Source organism: Umezawaea endophytica (assembly GCF_025061645.1).
GTDB classification, from domain to species: domain Bacteria; phylum Actinomycetota; class Actinomycetes; order Mycobacteriales; family Pseudonocardiaceae; genus Umezawaea; species Umezawaea endophytica.
On sequence record NZ_JANYMP010000029.1, the window covers coordinates 1 to 26628 of the forward strand.

Consider the following 26628-nt stretch of genomic DNA (forward strand, 5'->3'; position numbering starts at 1 on the left):
CCGGTCGACCCCGGCTGGACCATCACCACCGACGACCAGGTCACCGGGCAGGCCTTCGGCGGCGGCGCGGAGCCCGGCCACGAGCTTGTCGCGGTCACCGCCCACCACGACCAGCCGGTGGTCGAAGGTCGACCGGGACGCCACCAGCGAGTGCCCGACGTCCACCGGACGCACATCGGGTCGGTCCGCCAACCAGGACACCAGGTTCGCGGCCTGGGCACGCACCGCGGCAGCGGACTTGCCCGACAGCACCCACGGCACCGCGACCGGCTCGTCACCGACCGGCTCCGCCACTTCGATGCCCGGAGCCTGCTCCAGGATCAGGTGCGCGTTCGTGCCGCTGATGCCGAACGACGACACCGCGGCCCGGCGCGGCCTGCCGACCTCCGGCCAGTCGGTGCGCTCGGTGGACAGCTCCACGGCGCCTGCCGACCAGTCCACGTGCGACGACGGCCGCGTCACGTGCAGCGTCTTGGGTACCACGCCGTTCCGCATCGCCATGACCATCTTCACCACGCCGGCGACACCGGCGGCGGCCTGGGAGTGGCCGATGTTGGACTTGATCGACCCCAGCAGCAGCGGCCGGTCACGATCCTGCCCGTAGGTGGCCAGCAGTGCCTGGGCCTCGATCGGGTCACCCAGGGTGGTGCCCGTGCCGTGCGCTTCCACGACGTCCACTTCGGACGGCGACAACCCCGCACTCGCCAACGCCTGCCGGATCACCCGCTGCTGCGACGGACCATTCGGCGCCGTCAACCCGTTCGACGCGCCGTCCTGGTTCACCGCCGAACCACGAACCACCGCCAACACCCGGTGACCGAGGCGCTGGGCGTCCGACAACCGCTCCAGCACGACCATGCCGACGCCCTCGGCCCAGCCCACGCCGTCGGCGGAGTCCGAGAACGGCTTGGACCGGCCGTCGGGGGCCAGTCCGCGCTGGCGGGAGAACTCGATGAACAGGTCCGGCTTCGAGATCACCGTGACACCACCGGCCAACGCCAGCGAGCACTCGCCGCTGCGCAGGGCTTGTGCGGCGAGGTGCATCGTCACCAGCGACGACGAGCAGGCCGTGTCCACGGTCACCGCGGGGCCCTCGAACCCCATCGAGTAGGACACCCTGCCCGAGGCCACGCTGGGCGCGCTCCCGTTGCCGCGGAAGCCTTCGAACTCCACCCCCGACAGCAGGTCGCCGTAGTCGCTGTACATCACGCCCGCGAAGACGCCGGTCTTGCTGCCGCGCAAGGACAACGGGTCGATGCCCGCGCCCTCCAACGCGTCCCAGGACACCTCCAGCAGCAGCCGCTGCTGCGAGTCCGTCGCCATCGCCTCGCGCGGGCTCAACCCGAAGAACCCCGCGTCGAAGTCACCGGCCTCGTGGAGGAAACCGGCGGTGCTCGCGTAGGACGTGCCGGTGTTGTCCGGGTCCGGGTCGAACAGCTCGTCGAGGTCCCAGCCTCGGTCGGCGGGGAAGTCGGACACCGCGTCGACCTCGTCCCGGACCAGTCGCCACAGGTCTTCCGGCGACCGCACCCCGCCGGGGTAGCGGCAGCCCATGCCCACGATCACGACGGGGTCGTCGGCGACCGAAGGCAGGGCGTGGACCGGCACCAGTTCCTCGGCGCCCGCGCTGAGCAGTTCGTCGAGCAGGAAGCCGGTCAGGGTGGACGCGGTCGGGTAGTCGAAGACCAGCGTCGCGGGCAGCGTCAGCCCGGTCGTCGCGTTCAGCCTGTTGCGCAGCTCCACGGCGGTCAAGGAGTCGAGGCCGAGTTCCTGGAAGGTGCGGTTCGGGTCGACCCCGGCGGAGTCCGCGTGCCCGAGCACGCCCGCGACCTGGGCACGGACCATGTCCCGCACCAGTACCTGGCGTTCCGGCGGGGACAGCGGCACGAGCAGGCGTGCCAGGCCGTCCGCGGTCTCGGCGGACGACCGGGCCATCGCCCGGCGGACGCGCGTCGGGATCAGGCCGCGCAGCAACGCGGGCACGTCGCCCTTCGCCCGCACCGCGGGCAGGTCCAGCAGCGCCGGGGCCAGGACGGCCTCGTCGTGGCCGAGCGCCATGTCGAACAGTTCCAGCCCTTGCTCGACCGTCAGCGCGACGACGCCTTCCCTGGCGATCCGGCCGCGGTCGGTGTCCGTCAGGCCCGCGATCATCCCGATGTTCGGGTCCCACGCGCCCCAGGCCAGCGAGACCGCCGCCAAGCCGTGGTTGCGGCGGTGTTCGGCCAGGGAGTCCAGGAAGGTGTTCCCGGCCGCGTAGCTCGCCTGTCCGGCGTTGCCCAGGAGTCCGGCGACGGACGAGAACACGACGAAGCCCGCCAGCTCGTGGTCGCGGGTCGCCTCGTGCAGGTTCCAGGAGGCGTCCACCTTGCCGCGCAGCACGGCATCGAGGCGGTCGGGGGTGAGCGAGTCGACCACGCCGTCGTCCAGCGTTCCCGCCGCGTGCACCACGACGCTGAGCGGGTGCTCGTCCGGCACGGTCGCCAACGCCGCGTCCAGTGCGTCGCGGTCGGCCACGTCGCAGGCCACGAGCATCGCGGTGGCACCGTGCTCCGCCAGTTCCGCCACGAGTTCGCGCGCGCCCTCGGCGGCCGGACCTCGGCGGCCCAGCAGCAGGAGGTGCCGCACGCCACGGGTGGTGACCAGGTGCTTGGCCACCTCCCGGCCGAGGCCACCGGTCGCACCGGTGATCACCACGGTGCCGTCCGGGTCCCAGGAGAACCCCGACGGCGGGGCGGTGACGCGGGCCAGTCGGGGAACGAGGACCTCGTCGCCGCGCACGAGCACCTGCGGTTCGTCGGTACCGAGGGCGTCGAGCAGCGCCGGGGTCCCGGCGTCGATGTCGACCAGCCGGAACCGGCCGGGGTTCTCGGTCTGGGCCGTCCGCACGAGTCCCCACACCGTCGCCGCGGCGGGGTCGGCGCCGGTCGTGGCCCCTCGGGTCACGAACACCAGTCGTGACCGGGCGAACGCCTTGACGCCCACCCATTCCTGCACCAGTCCGAGCGCACGGGCGGCCAGCTCGTGCGCCGACCGCACGACGTCGCCGCCCTCCCCGGACAAGGGCACCACGACCGCGGGCGGGACGTCGTCGAGCCCGGCCAACGAGGCCAGGTCGGCGGTCTCGGACGCGTGCAGCGCCTCCCGGATCCCGAGGACGTCCGGTCCGAGCACGACCGCCCCGGTGTCGGAAGCCGTCGCTCGCACAGGCGTCCAGTCGACGCGGTGGAGCGAGTCGGGGGAACGGGACGTCGATAGCTGTTCGGCGTTCACCGCGCGCAGCACCAACGAGTCGACCGACACGACGACCTGCCCCGCGCCGTCCACCGCGACCAGCGACACGGCGTCTTCACCCACGGTCACCAGTCGCACCCGCACCACCGAGGCGCCCGCGGCGCCGAGGCTCACGCCCTGCCAGGCGAACGGCAACCGGCTCCGGTCGCCCAACGGCATCAGGCTGGTCGTGTGCAGCGCCGCGTCGAGCAGCGCCGGGTGCAGGCCGAACTGGCCCGCCTTGCCCGCGGTGTCGTCGGGGAGCCGCACCTCGGCGAAGTACTCCTCGCCTCGCGCCCAGACGGAGCGCAGGCCCTGGAACACCGGGCCGTAGTCGAACCCGGAGTCGAGCAGCCGTTCGTAGAAGCCGTCGAGCCCGACGGGCCGGGCGCCCGCGGGCGGCCAGGTCTCGGTGTCGAACGCCTCGTCCGGTTCGCCGGAGCCCAGTACACCCGCCGCGTGCTGAGTCCACTCCGCGTCGTCGACGAGCCGGGCGAAGATCCCGATGCGCCGTTGGCCACGATCGTCGCTCGCGGCGACCCGCACCTGCACCGAGACGGTCCCGTCCTGGGGCAGCACCAGCGGGGACGTCAGCGTCAACTCGTCGAGCCGGTCGCAGCCCACCTCGTCGCCGGCGCGCAGCGCCAGCTCGACGAAACCCGTGCCGGGGAACAGCACCCGGCCCAGGATCGCGTGGTCGGCCAACCAGGGCTGGGCCCGCGGCGACAACCGGCCGGTGAGCACCACGCCGTCGTCAACGGCCAGTTCCACGACGGCACCCAGCAGGGGATGTCCGACCGACACCAGGCCCGCGCCGGTCAGGTCCCCGGTACCCGTCCCCGGCTCCGGCCAGAAGCGCCGGTGCTGGAAGGCGTAGGTCGGCAGGTCGACCAGTTCCGCGCCCGTGCCTGCGAAGAACGCCTGCCAGTCGATCCGCACCCCATGGGTGTGCAGCGAGGCCAACGCCGTCACCGCGGCGACGTCCTCACCCCGGTCCTTGCGCAGGATCGGGACGGCGGCCACGTCGGGCACGATCTCGGCGACCATGGCCGAGAGGACACCGTCGGGCCCCAGTTCCAGCACGACGTCCACGTCCATCGCGGCGACGCCGTCGGCGAACCGCACCGGCTCGCGCACGTGCCGCACCCAGTACCCGGTCGCGCAGATCTCCGCCGCGGTCGCGACCACCCCGGTCACGTTGGACACCACCGGGATCTGCGGTTCGTAGAGGGAGATCGACGCGATGGCCGCCTCGAAGTCGGCCAGCATCGGGTCCACCAGCGGTGAGTGGAAGGCGTGCGACACCGCCAGCCGACGGTGCTTCCAGCCCCGATCCGCCACCTCGGCGGCGATCCGCTCCACCGCGGCGAGGGCCCCGGAGACGACCACCGACGACGGCCCGTTGACCGCGGCCACCGACACCTCGGCGCCCACCAGCAGCGGCAGCACGTCGTCCTCGGTCGCCGCGACCGCCAGCATCGCCCCACCCGACGGCAGGGCCTCCATCAACCGAGCGCGAGCCGACACCAGCGCGCACGCGTCCGCCAGGGTCAACACCCCGGCCACGTGAGCGGCCGAGATCTCCCCCAGCGAGTGCCCGGCCACGACTTCCGGCCGGACACCCCAGGATTCCACCAACCGGAACAACGCCACCTCGACCGCGAACAACGCGGGCTGAGCCCACCCCGTCCGGTTCAGGGCCTCCTGGTCCTCACCCCACACCACGTCCCGCAGCGAACCGTCCAGCACGGCGTCGAACTCCGCGACGACGGCGTCGAAGGCGGTGGCGAACACCGGGAACCGGTCGTACAACCCACGACCCATCCCGAGCCTCTGCGACCCCTGACCGGAGAACACCACACCGACCCGACCGCGACCGGCGACGCCCTCGACGACCGCGTCGCCGACCAGGGCCACGCGGTGGTCGAAGTGCGACCGCGCCACGGCCAGCGACAGACCGACATCCACCGCGCTCAGCCTGGGCCGTTCATCGACCCACGACCGCAACCGTGTGACCTGCTCGTCCACCGCGGCGGCAGTCTTGCCCGACACCACCCACGGCACCACGACGTCCGGGACCACCGCCCGATCGTCGGACTCCACCACAGGAGCCTGCTCCAGGACCACGTGCGCGTTCGTGCCGCTGATGCCGAACGACGACACCGCCGAACGACGCGGCCGATCCACCGCTGGCCAGGGCTTCCGCTCGGTCAGCAACTCCACGGCACCGGCCGTCCAGTCCACGTGGGACGACGGCTCGGTCACGTGCAACGTCTCCGGCAGCACACCGTGCCGCATCGCCATGACCATCTTGATCACACCCGCGACACCGGCCGCGGCCTGGGTGTGGCCGATGTTGGACTTGACCGACCCCAGCCACAGCGGGCGGTCGCGGTCCTGTCCGTAGGTCGCCTGGAGCGCCTGCGCTTCGATCGGGTCCCCCAGCTTGGTGCCCGTGCCGTGCGCCTCGACGGCGTCCACTTCGGACGGTGACACACCCGAGTTCGCCAGCGCCTGGCGGATGACCCGCTGCTGCGACGGACCGTTCGGCGCCGTCAACCCGTTCGACGCACCGTCCTGGTTCACCGCCGAACCACGAACCACCGCCAACACCCGGTGGCCGAGGCGTTCGGCGTCCGACAACCGCTCCAGCACCAGCATCCCGACGCCCTCGGACCAACTGGTGCCGTCGGCCGTGTCGGAGAACGCCTTGCACCGGCCGTCCTCGGACAGCACCCCCTGCTGGGAGAACGCCACGAACACGTCGGGGGTGGACATCATCGACACACCGCCGGCCAGCGCCAACGAGCACTCGCCGCCGCGCAGGGCCTGCGCGGCGAGGTGCAGCGACACCAACGACGACGAACACGCCGTGTCCACGGTCACCGCGGGGCCCTCGACCCCGAGGAAGTACGACAGGCGCCCGGACATGACGCTCGCCGCGGTCCCGGTGGCGGCGTGCCCTTCGAGCTCGTAGTCGGTCCCCGCGAGGACCGAGCTGTAGGTCTGGCCGTTGGTCCCGACGAACACCCCGGCCTGGCTGCCGTGGATCGCCCGCGGGTCGATCCCGGCGCGCTGCAACGACTCCCAGGCCACCTCGAGCAGCAGTCGCTGCTGCGGGTCCATCGCGGTCGCCTCACGGGGCGACAGTTCGAAGAAGGCGGCGTCGAAGCCCGTCACGTCGTCCAGGAAGCCGCCGGACCGGGTGATGCTGGCGTTGCGCCCGTCGCGCGGGGTGAAGACGCCGTCCAAGTCCCAGCCCCGGTCGGAGGGGAAGTCGGAGATCGCGTCACCGCCCGTGGTGAGCAACTGCCAGAGGTCTTCCGGGCTGGAGACCCCTGCGGGGAACCGGCAGGCCATGCCGACGATCACGATCGGGTCGTCGGTCGTCGCGGACGCGACCGGTGCCACCGCGCCCGGCCGCTCGCCCCCGCCGAGGACCTCCTGGAGGATGAAGGTGGCGACGGCCTCCGGGGTCGGGTGGTCGTAGACCAGCGAGGCGGGCAGCCTCAGCCCCGTCACGACACCCAGCCGGTTGCGCAGTTCGACCCCCAGCAGGGAGTCGAACCCCAGCTTCCGGAACTCCCGCGTCACCTCCACACCGCCGGAGCCCAGTCCCAGCACCACGCCCACCTCGGCGCACACCAGGTCCGTCACGACACCGCGCGCGTCCACCGGGCCCATCCCGCGCAGCCGCCCGGCCAGGCCACCCTCGGCCACGGCCGTCCCGGTGCCCGCCACCCGGCGTCGTACTCCGACAAGCCCGCGCAGCACCCACGGCGTGGTCAACCGCGAGCGCAGCGCGCTCCAGTCCCACTTCACCGGTACCGCGTTGGCCACGCCGCACCCGACGGCCGCGTCGAACAGGCCGAGGCCCTCGTCGACCGACAACTCCGCCAGGCCGTCCCGGCCCAACCGCGCCAGGTCCCGTTCCAGCAATCCGCCGGTCATCCCGACACCGGAATCCCACGCGCCCCAGGCGAGCGAGACGCCCGGCAGCCCTTCCCGTCGGCGTGCCGCCACCAGGCCGTCCAGGAACGCGTTCCCGGCCGAGTAGCCGCCCTGCCCGCCGTTCCCGACCACACCGGCCAGGGAGGAGAACACGACGAAGCCCCGCAGCCCCAGGTCGCGGGTCAGCTCGTGCAGCGACCAGCCGCCGTCCACCTTGGGACGCAGCACCCCCGACACCCGGTCGCGGGACACCGACGTCACGACACCGTCGTCCAGGACGCCCGCGGTGTGCACCACGGCTGTGAGACCACGGCCCGCGGTCTCCGCGGCCACCAGTTCCCGGAGGGCCTCGGGGTCGGAGACGTCGCACGCGACCACGCGGCACTCCGCGCCCGCGGCGGCGATCTCCGCCACGAGGTCCGCGACGTCGTCGGCCAGCGGGCCGCGGCGGCTGGCCAGCAGCACGTGCCGCATCCCGTGTGCGACGACCAGGTGCCGGGCGACCCGGCCGCCGATCCCGCCGCCACCGGTGATCAGCACCGTGCGGTCGGGGTCCCAGCCCAGCGGTCGCACCTCCACGTCCTTGGCCAGCCGGACGAGGCGCGCCGCCCGCGCGACACCGTCCCGCACCGCCACCTGCGGAGCGCCCGAGCCCAGCAGGGCGGTCACCCCGGCGGCGAGGTCGTCCTCGTCGTCCAGGTCCAGCAGGAAGAACCGGTCCGGGTTCTCGGTCTGCGCCGACCGCACCAGCCCGCACACCGCGGCGGCGCCCAGGTCACGGCCGTCGGTCGCGCCGCGGGTCACGAACACCAGCCGCGATCCGGCGAACCCGTCGTCGGCCAGCCACTCCTGGAGCAGGTCCAGTGCTCCGCCGACGCACCCGTGCGCCGACGCGACCACGTCGTCCCCGCCGACCACCGCGACGAGCACCACGGACGGCACGCCGGACACCCGCAACGAGGCCAGGTCCGGTACCTCGTCGACCGACCGACCCGCGGCGGTCAGCCGTCCGCGCAGGTCCAGCGGGTCCGGTCCGAGCACCGCGGGCACGCCGAGGTCGGCCTCGGCGACCGCGGCGACCGGCGTCCACTCCAGGTGGTAGACCGAGTCCTGCGGCCTCCCGCCCAGCCCGGTCACCTCGTGGTCGGACAGCGCCCGGAAGGCCACCGAGCCGATGGCGAGCACCGCGTCACCCGCGGCGTCCGCGGCCACCAGCGAGACCCGGTCGCCGTCGCGCGCCACGTGGACGCGGAGGGACGTGGCGCCGGTCGCGTACAGCGAGATCCCGGTCAGCTCCGACGGCACGACGACCTGGCCGGGCGCGGTGTGGTCGAGTGCGGCGACCGCCCGCGTCACGGAGTCCAGCAGCACCGGGTGGATCGCGTACGACCGGTCCCCGGTGTCCTGCTCGGGCAGGCCCACCTCGGCGAAGACGTCGCCCCCGCGCCGCCAGAGCCGCACGGGGGACTCGCCGTCCGGCGTCGCGACCGGCTCGGCGCCCTGCGGCGGCCACACCCCGGCGGCGAAGCCGCACTCCGCCGCGGTCCCGGCGTCGCGGGCCACCACGCCACCGGCGTGCCGCACCCACTCGTCCTCTGAACTCTGCGAGAACACACCGAGTTCACGGCGGCCGGACTCGTCCGGGGTCCCCAACCACACCTGGACCGACACCGCGCCGTGCTCCGGCACCACCAGCGGCGCCGTCAGCACGAGTTCCTCGATGCCAGCGCACCCGACCTCGTCGGCCGCCCTGGTCACCAACTCCACCACACCCGCGGCGGGGAACAGGATCCGACCGGCCACGACGTGGTCTGCCAGCCACGGCAGCGACCTGGCCGAGAGCTGGCCCGTGACGACCGTGCCCTGGCCACCGCCGATCGTCACAGCGGCGCCGAGCAGCGGGTGCCCCACAGCCACCAGGCCCGCGCCCGACACGTCGCCCACGCCTGCCGTGGCCTCGGGCCAGTACCGCTCGTGCTGGAAGGCGTACGTCGGAAGGTCGACCCTCGTCCCGGCACCACCGAGCACCGATGCCCAGTCCACCGGGACACCCGCCACGAACAGCGACCCGAGCCCCGCCAACACCCGGTCCAGGCCACCGTCGTCCCGCCGCAACGAACCCACCAGCACGGCATCCGCGCCAGCGTCCTCGATCGTGTCTTCTACACCCACCGTCAGGATCGGGTGCGGACTCGACTCCAGGAAAGCGGTGTGCCCGGACTCCACCAGCACCCGCAGAGCGGTCTCCAGTTGGACCGTCTCGCGCAGGTTCCGGAACCAGTAGCCCGCGTCCATCGTCGAGGTGTCCAGCCAGTCACCCGTGACGGTCGACAGGAAGGGGATCTCACTCGACCGCGGCCGGAGAACCGCCAGCCCGTCGAGGATCGCGCCCTCCAACTGCTCCATCTGAGCCGAATGCGACGCGTACGCGACAGCGACCTTCTTGGCCCGCACGCCATCGCCGACGCAGGAGTCGATCAACTCGTCCAACGCCTCGACCTCACCCGAGACGATGACGTTCGACGGACCATTCACCGCCGCGACCGACAACCGCCCATCCCACTGCACGAGCCGCGACTCCACATCGGCGCGGGACGCCGTCACCGACACCATCCCACCCCGCCCGGACAGCTCGTTCGCCACCAAACGGCTGCGCAGGCACACGATCCGCGCACCGTCCTCAAGGGACAAAGCACCAGCCACACACGCCGCCGCGATCTCACCCTGCGAATGACCCACCACCGCGGCCGGAACAACACCCCACGACCGCCACACCACCGCCAACGACACCATCACAGCCCACAACACCGGCTGCACCACATCATCACCCGCAAGCAGCGGCGCACCCTCCACACCCCGCAACACATCCACCAACGACCACCCCACGAACGGAACCAAAGCCTCCGCACAACGAGCGATCGACTCCGCGAACACCGGCGAAGCGTCCAACAACGCCACACCCATACCGATCCACTGCGAACCCTGACCAGGGAACAGGAACACGACCTTGCGATCGGTGTCATCCCGTACACCCGACACCACTCCCGGCGCCGAGGTACCCGCCGCGGCGGCACCGAGTCCGGCCACCAGCTCATCGCGGTCACCGCCGACCACGACCACCCGGTGGTCGAACAGCGAACGCGACGACACCAACGAGTGCGCGACGTCCACAGGTCGCAGGTCCGGCCGCTCGGCCAACCACGACACCAGGTTCGCGGCCTGATCGCGCACCGCGGCAGCGGACTTGCCCGTCACCACCCATGGCAGCAGGGAGGCAGGAGCCTCCGCCACGGTGGCGGCCTCCTCGTCGGGAGCCTGTTCCAGCACCACGTGACCGTTGGTGCCGCTGATCCCGAACGACGACACCGCGGACCGCCGCGGCCTGCCGGTCTCGGGCCAGGCGGCCTGCTCGGTCAGCAGCTCGACCGCGCCCGCCGACCAGTCCACGTGCGAGGACGGCTCGTCCACGTGCAGCGTCTTCGGCACGACACCGTGCCGCATGGCCATGACCATCTTGATCACACCCGCCACACCCGCCGCGGACTGCGAGTGGCCGATGTTGGACTTGATCGACCCCAGCAGCAGCGGCCGCTCACGGTCCTGACCGTAGGTCGCCAACAGCGCCTGTGCCTCGATCGGGTCACCCAGGGTCGTGCCGGTGCCGTGCGCCTCCACGACGTCCACTTCGGACGGTGACACACCCGAGTTCGCCAGCGCCTGCTTGATGACCCGCCGCTGCGACGGACCGTTCGGCGCCGTCAGACCGTTGGACGCGCCGTCCTGGTTCACCGCGGAACCGCGGATCACGGCCAGCACCCGATGGCCGTGGCGCCGAGCGTCGGACAGCTTCTCCAGCACGACCATGCCCGCGCCCTCGGACCAGCCCGCGCCGTCCGCCGAGTCGGAGAACGACTTGCACCGGCCGTCCGGCGACATGCCGCGCTGCCGGGAGAACTCGATGAACAGGCCGGGCGTCGACATCACCGCCACGCCGCCCGCCAACGCGAGCGTGCACTCACCGCCGCGCAGGGCCTGCGCGGCGAGGTGCAGCGCCACCAGCGACGACGAGCACGCCGTGTCCACGGTCACCGCGGGGCCCTCGAAGCCGAAGGAGTACGACACCCGGCCGGACGCCACGCTGGGCGCGCTGCTGGTGCTGCGGTAGCCCTCGAACTGGTCACCGGTCAGCAGGTCGGTGTAGTCGCTGTACATCACGCCCGCGAAGACACCGGTCCGACTGCCGCGCAACGACCGCGGGTCGATCCCGGCCCGCTCCAGCGCCTCCCACGAGGTCTCCAGCAACAGCCGCTGCTGCGAGTCCGTCGCCATCGCCTCGCGCGGGCTCAACCCGAAGAACCCCGCGTCGAAGTCGCCCGCGTCGTGCAGGAAGCCACCGGACCGGGCGTAGGACGTCCCCAGGTGGTCGGGGTCCGGGTCGTAGAGGGCCTCCACGTCCCACCCGCGGTCGGCCGGGAACTCCGTGATCGCGTCGACACCGTCCGCCACCAACCGCCACAGGTCCTCCGGCGACCGCACCCCGCCCGGATACCGGCACCCCATCCCCACGATCGCGATCGGCTCGTGGTCCCGCAGCTCCAGCTCCTGCACGCGCTGGCGGGCGTTGCGCAGGTCGACCGTGACCCGCTTGAGGTAGTCGACGACCTTGTCCTGCTGTTCTTCCTGCATTTCAGAGTTCCTCACCGTGAAGCTCGGGCAGAATGGTCGTTCAGGCGGGGCCGAACTCCTGGTCGATCAGGTCGAGGAGTTCACCAACGGAACTCGACTTGATCTCGTCCTCGGAGCGCGCGGCCGTCGACCGCATCGGCTGCCGGAAGCGCAGCGCGAGCACCTCCAGGCGGTCGGCGATCGCCTTGTGCTCGTCCTCCTGCGGTGGTGCCGCGTTCAGCGCGCGTTCCAGCCGGTCGAGCTCGTCCAGAGGGGAACCGGGCCGCACAGTCGGGTCGCCCGCGGTGACGTCCTCGATGATGTAGTCGGCGACGGCCTCCGGCGACGGGTGGTCGTACACCAGCGTCGCGGGCAGCCTCAGCCCCGTCACCACGCCGAGCCGGTTGCGCAGTTCCACGCCCAGCAGGGAGTCGAACCCCAGCTTCCGGAACTCCCGCCCCATCTCGACCCCGGCGGCGCCCAGTCCCAGGACGACACCCACCTCGGAGCGCACCACGGCCATCACCGCGGACCGCGCCTCCTCCGGTCCCAGCCCGCGCAGGCGTCCCGCGAGACCTTCGGGGGCGGTACCGGGAGAACCGCCCCCGACCGCTCGACGTCGTACGCCCAACAGCCCGCGCAGCACGCACGGCACCACCAGTCGGGAACGCAGGGCCGTCCAGTCCCAGCGCACCGGAACCGCGGTCACCGCGCCGGACCCGACCGCCACGTCGAACAACCCCAGCCCGTCGGGCACGGACAGCACGCCGACGCCGTCCCGGCCCAACCGCGCCAGGTCCCGGTCCAGCAGGCTCCCCGTCATCCCCGTGCCGGAGTCCCACACGCCCCACGCCAGCGACACACCGGGGAGCCCCGCCGCGCGCCGCTTGGCCACCAGGCCGTCCAGGAACGCGTTCCCGGCGCCGTAGCCGGACTGACCGCCGTTCCCCATCACGCCGACCACGGACGAGAAGACGACGAAGCCCCGCAGCGGCGTCCCCCGCGTCAGCTCGTGCAGGTGCCAGCCGCCGTCGACCTTGGGCCGCAGCACGCCGGACACCCGGTCCCGCGTCATGGACTCGACCACCCCGTCGTCCAGGACACCCGCCGTGTGGACCACGGCGGTCAGGGGGCGGTCGGCCGGGATCCGCGCCAGCACCGCGGCCACCTCGTCACGGTCTGCCGTGTCGCACTTCGCGACCTCCACGGAAGCGCCGTGCGCCTCCAGGTCGGCCACGAGCCCGGTGGCTCCAGGGGCCGCCGGGCCCGAACGGCTCAGCAGCAGCAGGTTCCGCATCCCGTGCTCCACGACCAGGTGCCTGGCCAGCGCCCCGCCGAGGCCGCCGGTCCCGCCGGTGACCAGCACGGTGCCGTCGGGGTCCCAGCCGAGGTGCGGTTCGGGGTCGACCCCGGACATCCGGCCCAACCGGCCGACGCGAATCTCCCCCTCCGCCAGCAGGACCTGGGACTCACCCGACCCGAGGACCGCGGCCAGCGGCAGGTCCCCGCCGTCCCAGTCGACCAGGACGAACCGGTCCGGGTTCTCGACCTGGGCCGAGCGGACCAGGCCCCAGGCCGCCGAGGCCACCAGGTCGTCACCGGACACCGCGCCCCGGCTCACGAGCACCAGCCGCGAGTCCGCCAGTTCCTCGTTCGCCAGCCACTGCTGGAGCACCTCGAGCAGGTCACCGGTCGACCGGTGCGTCGACGCGACCACGTCGTGGTCGCCCGCGACCGAGGTGATCACCACCTTCGGCACCGCGCCGCCCTCTCGCAGTGCGGCCAGGTCCGCGGCCTCGCCGAAGGTGACGTTCGAGGCCCGCAGTCCGGCGCCGACCCCGAGCACGTCCGGTCCGAGCACGATCGGCACGCCGAGGTCGGCGGTCGTCTCCGGCCGGACGAACGTCCAGTCCACCGCGAACAGCGAGTCGCGGGCCTGACCGGAGCCAGTCGTCCGGTCGGCGGACATCAAGCGCATGGACAGCGACTCGACGGCCACGACCGGCGCGCCGGTGTGGTCCGCGGCCACGATCGACACGGTGTCGCCGGTCCGCGTCATCCGCACCCGCAGCGAGGACGCCCCGGTCGCGTGCAGGCTGACGCCCTCCCAGGAGAACGGCAGGGCGCCCGGCTCGACCCCGAGGTCCGCGATGAACACCGGGTGCAGCACCGCGTCGAACAGCGCGGGGTGCAGTCCGTAGGCGCCCGCCTGGTCCTGGATGGCGTCGGGCAGCGCCGTCTCCGCGAAGACCTCGTCACCCCGCTGCCAGACCTCCACCAGACCGCGGAACATCGGCCCGTAAGCCAGGCCGGCGTCCACGATCTCCTCGTAGAAGCCCTCGATCGGGACCGGCTCGGCGTCGCGCGGCGGCCACTGCCCGGCCGCGAACGCCGTGTCGACGGTCGTGGCCCCGGCCACGACCGCGCCGCCGGCGTGCCGCACCCACTCGTCGTCCGCGCCACGGGAGAACACGCCGAACTCGTGGCGGCCCGACTCATCCGCCGGGCCGAGCCACACCTGCACCGGGACGACGCCGTCGGCGGGCAGCACCAGCGGCGCGGTCAACGTCAGTTCCTCGATGCGGTCACACCCGACCTCGTCGGCAGCCCTGGTCACCAACTCCACGAAACCGGTGCCGGGGAAGAACACCCGGCCCGCCACGACGTGGTCGACCAGCCACGGCAACTGCCGGATCGACAGCTCTCCGCTGACGACCGTTCCCAGTCCGTCCGCGACGTCGACCGACGTCAGGGTCAGACCGACACCGGCGGTGGGGTCCGGCCAGTACCGCTCGTGCTGGAAGGCATAAGTCGGCAGATCAACCCGCACCCCGGCACCACCGAACACCGACGCCCAGTCCACCGGAACACCCGCCACGAACAGCGACCCGAGCCCCGCCAACACCCGGTCCAGACCGCCATCGTCACGCCGCAACGAACCCACCAGCACGGCATCCGCGCCAGCGTCCTCGATCGTGTCCTCAACACCCACCGTCAGGATCGGATGCGGACTCGACTCCAAGAACACACTGTGTCCGGACTCCAACAACACCCGCAGAGCCGTCTCCAACTGAACCGTCTCGCGCAAGTTCCGGAACCAATAACCCGCATCCATCGTCGAGGTGTCCAGCCAGTCACCCGTCACCGTCGACAGGAACGGCACCTCACTCGACCGCGGCCGGAGAACCGCCAACCCGTCCAGGATCGCGCCCTCCAACTGCTCCATCTGAGCCGAGTGCGACGCGTACGCGACAGCGACCTTCTTCGCCCGCACGCCATCGCCGACGCAGGAGTCGACCAGCTCCTCCAGCGCATCCACTTCACCGGACACAACCACGTTCGACGGACCGTTCACCGCCGCGACCGACAGTCGACCGTCCCACTCGGCCAGCCGCGCCTCCACATCCGCGCGGGACGCCGTCACCGACACCATCCCACCCTGACCGGACAGCTCATTCGCCACCAAACGGCTGCGCAGGCACACGATCCGCGCACCGTCCTCAAGGGACAAAGCACCAGCCACACACGCCGCCGCGATCTCACCCTGCGAATGACCCACCACCGCGGCCGGAACAACACCCCACGACCGCCACACCACCGCCAACGACACCATCACAGCCCACAACACCGGCTGCACCACATCATCACCCGCAAGCAGCGGCGCACCCTCCACACCCCGCAACACATCCACCAACGACCACCCCACGAACGGAACCAAAGCCTCCGCACAACGAGCGATCGACTCCGCGAACACCGGCGAAGCGTCCAACAACGCCACACCCATACCGACCCACTGCGAACCCTGACCAGGGAACAGAAAAACGACCTTCTGCTCCCCCTCGCCTCGCTCACCCGACACCACACCGGGTGCCGAGGCACCCACCGCGGCGGCACCCAGCCCGGCGACCAACTCGTCGCGGCCACCACCGACCACGACGACCCGGTGATCGAACAGCGAGCGCGTCGACACCAGCGAATGCCCGACGTCCACCGGCCGCACATCGGGTCGGTCCGCCAACCAGGACACCAAGTTCCCTGCCTGCTCGCGCACCGCGGCCGCCGACTTGCCAGACAGCACCCACGGCACCGGATCGGTCGACGTCCGCACCGGCCGGGCACCGACGGCGCGGGCCTGCTCCAGCACCACGTGCGCGTTCGTCCCGCTGACCCCGAACGACGACACCGCGGCCCGACGCGGCTTGCCGGTGGCGGGCCACTTCACCTGCTCTGTGAGCAGCTCGACCGCGCCTGCCGACCAGTCCACGTGCGATGAGGGCTCGGTCACGTGCAGCGTCTTCGGGAGCAGCTCGTTCTGCATGGCCATCACCATCTTGATCACACCCGCGACACCGGCGGCGCCCTGGGAGTGGCCGATGTTCGACTTGACCGACCCCAGCAACAACGGCCGGTCACGATCCTGCCCGTAAGTCGCCAACAGCGCCTGCGCCTCGATCGGATCACCCAGCTTCGTACCCGTGCCGTGCGCCTCCACGACGTCCACTTCGGACGGCGACAACCCCGCACTCGCCAACGCCTGGCGAATCACCCGCTGCTGCGACGGACCATTCGGCGCCGTCAACCCGTTCGACGCGCCATCCTGGTTCACCGCCGAACCACGAACCACCGCCAACACCCGGTGACCAAGGCGCTCCGCGTCCGACAACCGCTCCAACACCAGCACCCCGACACCCTCGGACCACCCGGTGCCGTCCGCCGAGTCGGAGAACGCCTTGCACCGGCCGTCCGACGACAGTCCGCCCTGCCGGGAGAACTCGACGAACGTGTCCGCGGTCGACATCACCGTGGCCCCACCGGCGAGCGCCAGGGAGCACTCACCGGTGCGCAGTGCTTGTTCGGCCCAGTGCAGCGCCACCAACGACGACGAGCACGCCGTGTCGACGGTGACCGCGGGCCCTTCCAAACCGAGGAAGTAGGACAGGCGACCGGACAGCACGCTCGGGGTCGTCCCGGTCATGACGAAGCCCTGCGCGTCGTCGCGGTCGGCGACCAGGGAGGCGTACCCGCTGCCGAACGTCCCGATGAACACGCCGGCCTGGGTACCGCGAACCGAGGACGGGGCGATACCCGACCGTTCCAACGCCTCCCACGAGGTCTCCAGCAGCAGGCGTTGTTGCGGGTCCATCGCCATGGCCTCGCGCGGCGAGATGCCGAAGAAGTCAGAGTCGAACACGGCGATGTCGTCGAGGAATCCTCCTGATCGGGTCGAACTGGCCCCCGAGAACAGGCCTTCCAGGTCCCAGCCCCGGTCGGTCGGGAAGTCGGAGATCACGTGCCGCCCTGAGACGACCAACTGCCAGAGGTCCTCCGGCGAGCTGATCCCGCCGGGGAACCGGCAGGCCATGCCGACGATCGCGATCGGCTCGCCCGCGTCGGCCGGGCCGGGCGGCGCGGTGGTGCCGGTCGCGTCGGACTCGCCGAACAGCCTGTCGGACAGGAACTCCGCGAGCCGCTCGGGCGTGGGGTGGTCGTAGATCAGCGAGGTCGGCAGGTCCACCTCCAGCGCCGCGACGAGCCGGTGGCGCAGCTCGACCCCGGACAGCGAGTCGAAGCCCAGCTTGCGGAACTCGCGCGTGCGGTCGAGCCGGTCGGCGTCGGAACGCCCCAGCACCACGGCCGACTCCGCGAGGACGAGGTCGAGCACGGCGCGGTGGCGTCCGTCGACCGGGAGGTGGGCGAACCGCGTGGTCGTGACGGGCTGGGGCTCGTCGACCTCCGGCTCCTGCCCTTTGGGCTCCACGAGACCGCGGAACAGGGGCGGCACATCGCCGCGGGCCAGCACCGCGCGCAGGTCGACGGCCATCGGGATGACCACTGGCCGGTCGACCGTCACGGCCGCGTCGAACAGGGGCAGGACCTGCTCATCGGTCAACGGCGCCAGTCCGGCGCGGATCAGGGCCGCGCGATCGGTCTCGGCCAGTCCTTCCGCCGAGGTGCCCCACGCCAGTGCCGTCGCGGTCAGGCCGAGCGCGTTCCGCCGCTGTGCCAATGAACTCAGGTACGCGCCCGCCGCGACCTCGGTACCGGCGGTCCCACCGAGCACGGCGGCCCCGCCGAGCACCGTGGCCGCGGAGGAGGACAGGACGAACGCCCGGAGGCCGATGTCGAGCGTGGCCTCGTGCAGTGCCCACGCCAGTGCCGCGTCGTCCCACGACGACCGGTCGGCGTGGTCGGGAGCGACGACGACCGCTGTCAGCGGGCCTTCGGCGTGTTCGGCGGCCACGACGTCGCGGACCGCGGCCCCGTCCAGGGGGTCGTGGAGGACCACGCGCCGCATCCCGTGCCCGGCCTCCAGGTGCTTGGCGAGCCGCCCGGCCGCCCCTTGGGGGTTGCCCGCGACCAGCACCGTGCCCTGCGGGGACCAGTCGATCGGCGTGCGCCCGGCGGTGACCCGGCTGAGCACGGGGACGAGCAGTCGCCCGTCCCGCACCGCCAGCCGCGGTTCGTCCGCACCCAGCGCGTGGAGCGGAACGGCGTCCTCCGAGTTGTCGAGGTCGACCAGGCGCACCCGGCCGGGGTGCGACGCCTGCACGGCGACCAGTGCTCCCCAGACGGCTCCGGCGGCCAGGTCCTGTCCTGTGTGCGCGCCGCGGGTCACGACCGTCAGCCGGTCCGAGTCGTTCCGGTCGAGGCACAGCCGCACCACGTCCAACGCGGCCTCGGTCGTCGCGCGCGCCGAGGCCGGGTCCTGCTCGCCGCCGATGACGCACATCAGCACGTCGATCGGCTCGGCGTCCACGGGCAGGTCCGACGCGCTCGTCGCGGTGATCGCCCAGACCCCGTTGTCCCGCAGGACGTCCGCGAGCCCCAGGGCGTCCGCTCCCAGGACCACCGGGACGGACGCGGGATCCCGCAGCGCGGGCTCGACGGGCACCCAGTCCACTCCGAACAGGGCGCCGGGTATCGCGCCGACGTCCACGAGCGCCTCGGCCGCGACCGGCCGGGTCTCGAACGCCCCCACCGAGACGACCGGCACGCCCTGGTCGTCCGTCGCCACCAGCGACGTGCTGTCGGCCCCGGTGTCGGTCATGGTGACGCGCAGGACCGGCGAACCGACGGCGTGCAGCACGACGTCCGCCCAGGACTTCGGGTACGGCACGGCTTCGGCGTCGTCGGCCGTGGCGAACGACCACGCCCTGGGCGCGGTCTCCAGCAGCGCCGGGTGCAGGTCGAACGCGCTCGACCGCGTCCGCTCGGGCAGCACGAGTTCAGCGAACACCTCGCCGCCGCGCCGCCACAGCGACCGGATCCCCCGGTATGCCGGTCCGACGGTGAGTCCCGCCTCGGCCAACCGGGGGTAGCGGCTCGTGAACTCGACAGGTTCCGCGCCCACCGGGGGCCAGGCACCGGAGGATCCGGGCGCCGCCTCGTCCTCGTCGACCGAGAGCGCTCCGGTGGCGTGATGGGTCCAGTCGGGTGCGGACTCGGGCCGGGAGTGGATGTCGACGCGTCGGCGGTCGTGGCTGTTCACGCCGTCGATCCGCACCTGCACCACGAGGGCGTCCTGGTCCGGCAGCACCAGCGGTGCCGTCAGGTCCAGCCAGTCGATCCGGTCGAGGCCCGCCTCCCGTCCCGCCCGCAGTGCCAGTTCGACGAACCCGGTGCCGGGGAACACCGGCCTGCCGAGCACGGTGTGCTCGGCGAGCCACGGCTGGTCGGCCAGGGACAGCCTGCCGGTCAGCACGACGACCTCGGACCCGGCCAACGGCACCACCGCGCCCAGCCACGGATGCCCGACACCGGGCCGGTCCCCGGAGCCCACCGGGCTCGCGTCCATCCAGAACCGGCCGCGCTGGAAGGCGTAGGTGGGCAGCTCGACCCTGGTCCCGGCACCGTCGAACACCGCGGTCCAGTCCACCGGGACACCGGCCGCGAACAGGGCACCCAGCCCCGTCAGCACGCGATCGAGGTCACCGTCGTCGCGGCGCAGGGTCCCGACCGACACGGCGTCGGCACCCACGTCCCCGATGGTGTCCTCGACGCTGATCGTGAGCACCGGATGCGGGCTCGACTCCAGGAACAGGTCGTGACCGGACTCCAGCAGCAGCCGCACGGCGGGCTCGAACCGCACGGTGTGGCGCAGGTTCCGGTACCAGTAGTCCGCGTCCAGCCGGGCGGTGTCGACCCAGTCGGCTTCGACGGTGGACATGAAGGGAATCTCGCCCGTGCGCGGGCTCAGCCCGGCCAGGCCTGCCAGCAGCTCATCGCGGACGGCCTCCATCTGGGCCGAGTGCGACGCGTAGTCGATCGGCACGCGCTTGGCACGCACCCCCTCGGTCTCGCACCGGGCGGCCAGCTCGGCGAGCGCCTCGAGATCACCGGCGACCACGACGTTGGCCGGGCCGTTGACCGCGGCCACCGACAGCAGACCGTCCCAGCGCGCCAGCATCCCGTCCACCCGCGCGCGGGAGGCGGTGACGGACAGCAGCCCGCCCTTCCCGGCCAGCTCCCGAGCGACGATCCGGCTGCGCAGGCACACGATCCGCGCGCCGTCCTCCAGCGAGAGCGCGCCCGCCACGCAGGCGGCGGCCATCTCGCCCTGCGAGTGCCCCACCACGGCCGACGGCCGCACGCCGAGCGACTGCCACATCCGGGCCAACGAGATCATGACGGCCCACAGCGCGGGCTGCACGACCTCGTCGCCTTCGAGCGCCGGTGCGCCCGGCGCGCCGCGCAGCACGTCCACCAGCGACCAGTCCACGAACGGCGCCAACGCCTTGTCGCACCGGCTGACCCAGTCGGCGAACACGGGTGAGGTGTCCAGCAGCGCGCTGCCCATCCCGGCCCACTGGGAGCCCTGCCCGGCGAAGACCATCACGACCTCGCGGCTGTCCGCGGCGGGTCCCGCGCCACCGACGACGCCGAGTCCCGGCAGGCCCTCGGCGGCCGCCCGCAGCCGGGACGTCAGCTCGTCGCGGTCCCGGCCCACGACGACCAGCCGGTGGTCGAACGAGGTGCGGTCCGCGACCAGCGACCGCCCGACGTCGACGGCCCCCGGCTCCGGTCGTTCCGCCAGCCACGACACCAGGTTCGCGGCCTGCTCGCGCACCGCGGCGGCCGACTTCGCCGACAGGACCCACGGCACGACGGCCGGGCCGCCGCCGGTGGGGGCGGCCGGTTCGACGGCGGGAGCCTGTTCCAGGACCACGTGCGCGTTCGTCCCGCTGATCCCGAACGACGACACCCCGCAGCGCCGCGGCCCGTCGTCGTCCGCCCAGTCCCGTTGCTCCGCGAGCAGGGCGACGCCACCGGAGGTCCAGTCGACCTCAGGGGTCGGGGAGGCCACGTGCAGCGTCCTGGGCAGCACGCCGCGCCGGAGCGCCTCGACCATCTTGATGACGCCGACCACCCCGGAGGCGCCCTGGGTGTGGCCGACGTTCGACTTCACCGAGCCGATCCACAGCGGGTCGTCCGCCGTCCGGCCGTCGCCGTAGACCGCTTGCAGGGCAGCGACCTCGACCGGGTCGCCCACCCTCGTCCCGGTGCCGTGCGCCTCCACCGCGTCCACATCGGATGGACGAAGTCCCGCGTCGGCGAGGGCGTCGCGAATGACCTGCTCCTGGGCGGCTCCGCTCGGTGCCGTGAGCGACGGGCTCGCACCATCGTGGTTGACCGCGGACCCGCGCAGGACCGCGAGCACCTCGTGGCTCTGTTCCCGCGCGTAGGACAACCGCTCCACGAGCAGCAGGCCGACGCCCTCGCTCCAGGCCGTGCCGTCCGCGTCCGCGCTGAACGGCTTGCACCGGCCATCGGGAGCCAGGGCGCCCTGTCGGCTGAAGGCCAGGAACGGCCCCGGTGTCGGCATGACGGCGACACCGCCGACGATGGCCTGCCTGCACTCCCCGTGGCGCAACGACCGCGCGGCCAGGTGCAGGGCGACCATCGCGCCGGACGAGGCGGTGTCCACGGTCATGACGGGCCCGCGCAGCCCCAGTTGGAAGGCCAACCGCCCGGAGTTCACGCTCGCGGCGGTGCCGGTGTGCAGGTGTCCCTCCGCACCACCGTCGGCGTTCGTCGTGCCGGGACCGTACTGGTGGTTCTCCGACCCGATGAACACGCCCACGGCACTGCCCCGCACCCGCGTCGGGTCGACGCCGACCCGTTCGAGCAGGTTCCACGCCTCCTCCAGCAGGAGCCTCTGCTGCGGGTGCATCGCCTCCGCCTCGCGCGGGGAGATGCCGAAGAAGTCGGCGTCGAAACCGGCGACGTCGTCGAGGAAACCGCCGCGCCGGACGTAGGTCCGGCCCGGCTTGCCCGGATCCGGGTCGTAGATCCCGGCCACGTCCCAGCCGCGGTCGTCGGGGAACGGCCCGAACACGTCGCCTCCGTCGACCAGCAGCCGCCAGAACTCCGCGGGCGTGCTGACACCGCCGGGGAGGCGGCACGCCGTACCGACGATCACGACCGGATCGTGCCTGCTGTCCATCGTGTCCTGGGACGTGCCGGTACCGGACGGCCTGCGGACGTCGTTCGTCATGACGCCGAATCACCCCAACCACTTCGAGCATGGACAGAGAACTCCCTGCTGGAGGGTAGGAGCGGTCCGACCGCGCTTTCCCTACACAATCGGGGCGCACGGGGAAGCCCGGCGCGACCGATCGGCTCCCGCGGGCTCTTCTAGGGGATTCCGGGCCGCTGCCGTGAGATCAAGGTCTCGTACGACTGCGGGACCGGCCTCCGGCCGCGCGCCCACGGCCCATTCTGGAAAGGAAGCCCATGGATTCCCCTCGGCGGCCGATCATGTTCGTCACCCTGCCGGAGAGCGGGTTGATGAACTCGTTGCGCGTGCTGGCAGGCGAACTGGCCCGGCGCGGCGTCCAGGACATCTGGTTCGCCACCGACGAGCACCGGCGCGGGGACGTCGAGGCGTTGGCGGACAAGTCCAAGGTCGAGTTCTGGTCGCTCGGCGAGGTCGAGCCGCGGCTGTCCGCGCTGACGTGGAGCGACGAGGTCTACCGCGCGGTGACCCAGCCCTCCCGGTTCAAGTCCCACAAGGCGATCATCAAGCACAGCTACGACCCCAGCGCGCACCTGCCCAAGTACGAACGCCTCAGCGCCGCGGTCGACGAGGTCAAGCCCGCGCTGATGGTCATCGACACCACCGCGGCGTTCGGCGTGGACGTGGCCGTCACCAAGAACATCCCGTACGTGCTCAGCGCCCCGTACCTGCCGAGCAACCTCGTCTCCACCTACATGCCGTTCGGCAAGTCCTACACCTCGCCCGACTTCCCGGTGCCGCACTCCGGCCTGCCGTTGAAGATGACCCCGTTGCAGCGCCTGGAGAACAGGCTGTTCCGCTGGCGCACGCTGGGGATCTTCCTCGACCCGAGGATGGCGCGGATGATGGCCGAGGACTCGCGCAAGCGCAAGGAACTCGGGATCGCCTGGCAGGCCCGCAAGCCGATGGGCGCCGTCGAACTCGCCGAGATGGTGCTGTGCTACTCCGTGGCGGAGATGGACTACCCGTTCACGCCGCCGAGCAACATGCGCCTCGTCGGTGCCGTGGTCCCGCCGCTGCCCGAGGCCCCGGAGGACGTGGAGATGTCCCGGTGGCTGTCCGAGCAGGATTCCGTGGTCTACATGGCCTTCGGCACCAACACCCGGCTGACCAAGCCCCAGGTCGACGACCTGCTCGAGGTCGCCCGGCGGCTGGAGGGCGAGCACCAGTTCCTCTGGAAGCTCCCGACCGAGCAGCAGCACCTGCTGCCGACCGACGGGTCGGTGCCTGCCAACGTGCGCGTCGAGAACTGGATCCCCTCCCAGTACGACGCGCTGGCCCACCCGAGCGTCAAGGCCATGTTCACCCACGCGGGCGGCAACAGCTTCCACGAGAGCCTGTACTTCGGCAAGCCGCTGGTCTCCCGTCCACTGTGGATCGACTGCCACGACCAGGCCTTGCGGGGACAGGACTTCGGCGTCAGCCTCACCCTGGACCGACCGGCGGGCTTCGACCCCGACGACGTGGTGGACAAGCTCACCAGGGTGCTCACCGAGAGTTCCTTCCGCGAGCGCGCGGAGCACTACCGAGACCTGCTGCGCGCGGCGGGCGGTCGCGAACGCGCCGCCGACCTGCTGGTGGGGCTCGTGTCCGGCCGCGAATGACCTTCCCGCCCCCAGTCCCCCGACAGAACCGAGGATCCGATGGGATTCAAGTACCCGGTCACCAAACCCAGCCTCACCGGACGTGAGCTGGAATACGTGACCAGCGCGGTCTCCAACGGCTGGATCTCCGCGCAGGGACCCTACGTCAAGCAGTTCGAGCAGGCGTTCGCCGACTACAACGGGGTCGCGCACGGCATCGCGTGCTCGTCGGGCACCGCGGCGCTCACGCTCGCGCTGCGCGCGCTGGGCATCGGCCCCGGCGACGAGGTGATCGTCCCCGAATTCACCATGGTCGCCTCGGCGTGGCCGGTCGACTACGTCGGCGCCACGCCGGTGTTCGTCGACTGCCGCGACGACCTGACGATCGACCCCGCGCTGATCGAGGCGAAGATCACCCCGCGCACCAAGGCCATCATGCCGGTGCACGTCTACGGCAGGCAGTGCGACATGGACGCGATCATGGACATCGCCTTCCACTACAACCTGCGCGTGGTCGAGGACTCCGCCGAGGCCCACGGCGTCAAGCCGGTCGGCGACATCGCGTGCTTCTCGCTGTTCGCCAACAAGATCATCACCGCGGGCGAGGGCGGCGTCTGCCTCACCGACGACGACCGGCTGGCCCGCCAGCTCGCACACCTGCGGACGATGGCACCCACCTCCGACCGGCTGGTCCCCGGTGACGAGCAGAGGCACAGCTTCCTGCACAAGAAGGTCGGCTACAACTTCCGGATGACCAACATGCAGGCGGCGGTCGCGCTGGCCCAGACCGAGCGCCTGGACGAGATCCTCAAGATCCGCGGTGAGATCGAGACGCGCTACGACAAGGGTCTCAAGGACGTCCCCGGCATCATCCTCATGCCGCCGCGGGACGTGCTGTGGATGTACGACGTGCGGGCGCAGCGGCGCGACGACCTCCGCACGTACCTCGCGGAGGAGGGCATCGACACCCGGCTGTTCTTCAAGCCCATGAGCCAGCAGCCCGGCTACCTCTCCCCGGACTGGGAGTCGCTGAAAGCCACCCGCTTCAGCCGTGACGGCCTCTACCTGCCGACGCACGCCGAGCTCACCGCGGACGACCAGGACCACATCATCGGCAGGATCCGCGCCTTCTACGGCGTCGGCTGACCCAAGGAAACGAGACGCGTGACATGACGATCCAGGACACGGGCGTCACGGAGTTCCCGGTGCGCAAACCCGACGTGCCGTTCCCGCCCCCGCAGTACGCGGACTTCCGCGACCGGGACGGCCTCGTGCGCTCGGTGCTGCCCACCGGGTGCCCGGTGTGGCTGGTGACCAGGCACGAGGACGTGCGCATGGTGCTGACCGACCGCCGGATCAGCTCCAACCCGTCCCTGCCGGGTTTCCCGAACGTCGCCGTCACCGGCGGGGTGCCGCGGCAGGACCAGATCCCCGGCTGGTTCGTCGGGCTGGACCCGCCGGAGCACGACAGGTTCCGCAAGGCGCTCATCCCCGAGTTCAGCGTGCGCCGGGTCCGCGAGTGGCAGCCGACCATCCAGTCCATCGTGGACGCGCAGATCGACGCGATGCTCGCGAAGGGGGACTCCGCCGAGCTGGTCGCCGAGCTCGCGCTGCCCGTGCCGTCGCTGGTCATCTCGACGATCCTCGGCGTTCCCCCCATCGACCGGGACTTCTTCGAGTCGCGGACGAAGACCCTCGTCAGCGTCCAGACCACCACCGAGGGCGAGCGCGACGTCGCCGTCCGCGAGCTGCTGCGCTACCTGGAGCGGCTGATCGCCCTCAAGCAGAAGCGGCCCGGCGACGACCTGGTCAGCAGGCTGCTCGCCAACGGGAACCTGGAACCGCGCGAGCTCACCGGTGTCGTGATGCTGCTGCTGATCGCGGGCCACGAGACCACCGCGAACAACATCGCGCTCGGTGTCGTCACGCTGCTGGGCAACCCGCGGTGGATCGGCGACAGCCGGGCGGTCGACGAGCTGCTGCGCTACCACTCCGTCGCCGACCTGGTGGCCCTGCGGGTCGCGGTCGAGGACGTGGAGGTGGGCGGACAGCTCATCAAGGCGGGCGAGGGCATCATGCCGCTGATCGCGGGCGCCAACCGGGACGACCGCAACTTCGGCTGCCCCGAGGACTTCGACCCCGGCCGCACCACGCGCAACCACGTGGCGTTCGGCTACGGCGTGCACCAGTGCCTCGGGCAGAACCTGGTCAGGGCCGAGATGGAGATCGTCTACCGGACGCTGTTCGAGCGCGTCCCGACGCTCGCCCTGGACACCACGCCGGACCTGTTGCGGTTCAAGCACGACGGCACCCTGTTCGGACTGCACACGTTGCCGGTGCGCTGGTGACCGCGTCCGGACCGAACCCGAAGTAGAAGGAGCAGAAGGACCATGCGGATCGATGTGAACGACGGACGGTGCGTGGGCGCCGGGCAGTGCGTGCTCAACGCGCCGGGGCTGTTCGACCAGGACGACGAGGGCATGGTCAAGGTGCTCGACCAGCACCCCGCGGGCCCGGACGTGGCCGCCGTGCTGCAAGCCGTCGACATGTGCCCCTCCGGTGCCATCAACGTGACCGGTTTCTGAGGCAGGACAGCGGGAAGGGGGGTGGGGGGGGGGGGCCGGCGCCAACCCCCACCCCCCC

General features: G+C 71.9%; 6 protein-coding genes. 4 read left to right on the top strand and 2 right to left on the bottom strand.

The genetic code is table 11. The features are described from left to right. Both NZH93_RS40250 and NZH93_RS40255 read right to left on the bottom strand, forming a co-directional pair. A partial coding sequence (locus NZH93_RS40250; RefSeq protein ID WP_276024970.1) for a type I polyketide synthase occupies positions 1 to 11907 on the bottom strand: 11907 nt, incomplete at its 3' end. A gap of 40 nt (positions 11908 to 11947) precedes the next feature. Next, a complete protein-coding gene (locus NZH93_RS40255; protein WP_259628576.1) occupies positions 11948 to 22381 on the bottom strand; it encodes a type I polyketide synthase in 10434 nt (3477 codons plus the stop codon). 239 nt (positions 22382 to 22620) lie between these two features. Between NZH93_RS40255 and NZH93_RS40260 the strand changes: the two genes are divergently transcribed. Genes NZH93_RS40260 through NZH93_RS40275 form a run of 4 tightly spaced genes read left to right on the top strand, consistent with a single transcriptional unit; the run spans position 22621 to position 26570 of the window. After that, positions 22621 to 24006 (top strand): glycosyltransferase, encoded by a 1386-nt coding sequence (locus NZH93_RS40260; protein WP_259628577.1) that lies wholly within the window; start codon positions 22621 to 22623, stop codon positions 24004 to 24006. Positions 24007 to 24045: 39 nt separating this feature from the next. Further along, positions 24046 to 25131, top strand: a complete 1086-nt coding sequence (locus NZH93_RS40265; RefSeq protein ID WP_259628578.1) for a DegT/DnrJ/EryC1/StrS family aminotransferase — start codon at positions 24046 to 24048, stop codon at positions 25129 to 25131. Positions 25132 to 25154: 23 nt separating this feature from the next. After that, positions 25155 to 26333: a cytochrome P450 gene (locus NZH93_RS40270; RefSeq protein WP_259628579.1), complete on the top strand. Its 1179-nt coding sequence runs from the start codon at positions 25155 to 25157 to the stop codon at positions 26331 to 26333. 42 nt (positions 26334 to 26375) lie between these two features. Further along, positions 26376 to 26570, top strand: coding sequence for a ferredoxin (locus NZH93_RS40275; RefSeq protein WP_259628580.1), 195 nt, complete (start codon positions 26376 to 26378; stop codon positions 26568 to 26570). The last annotated feature ends 58 nt before the right edge of the window (positions 26571 to 26628 follow it).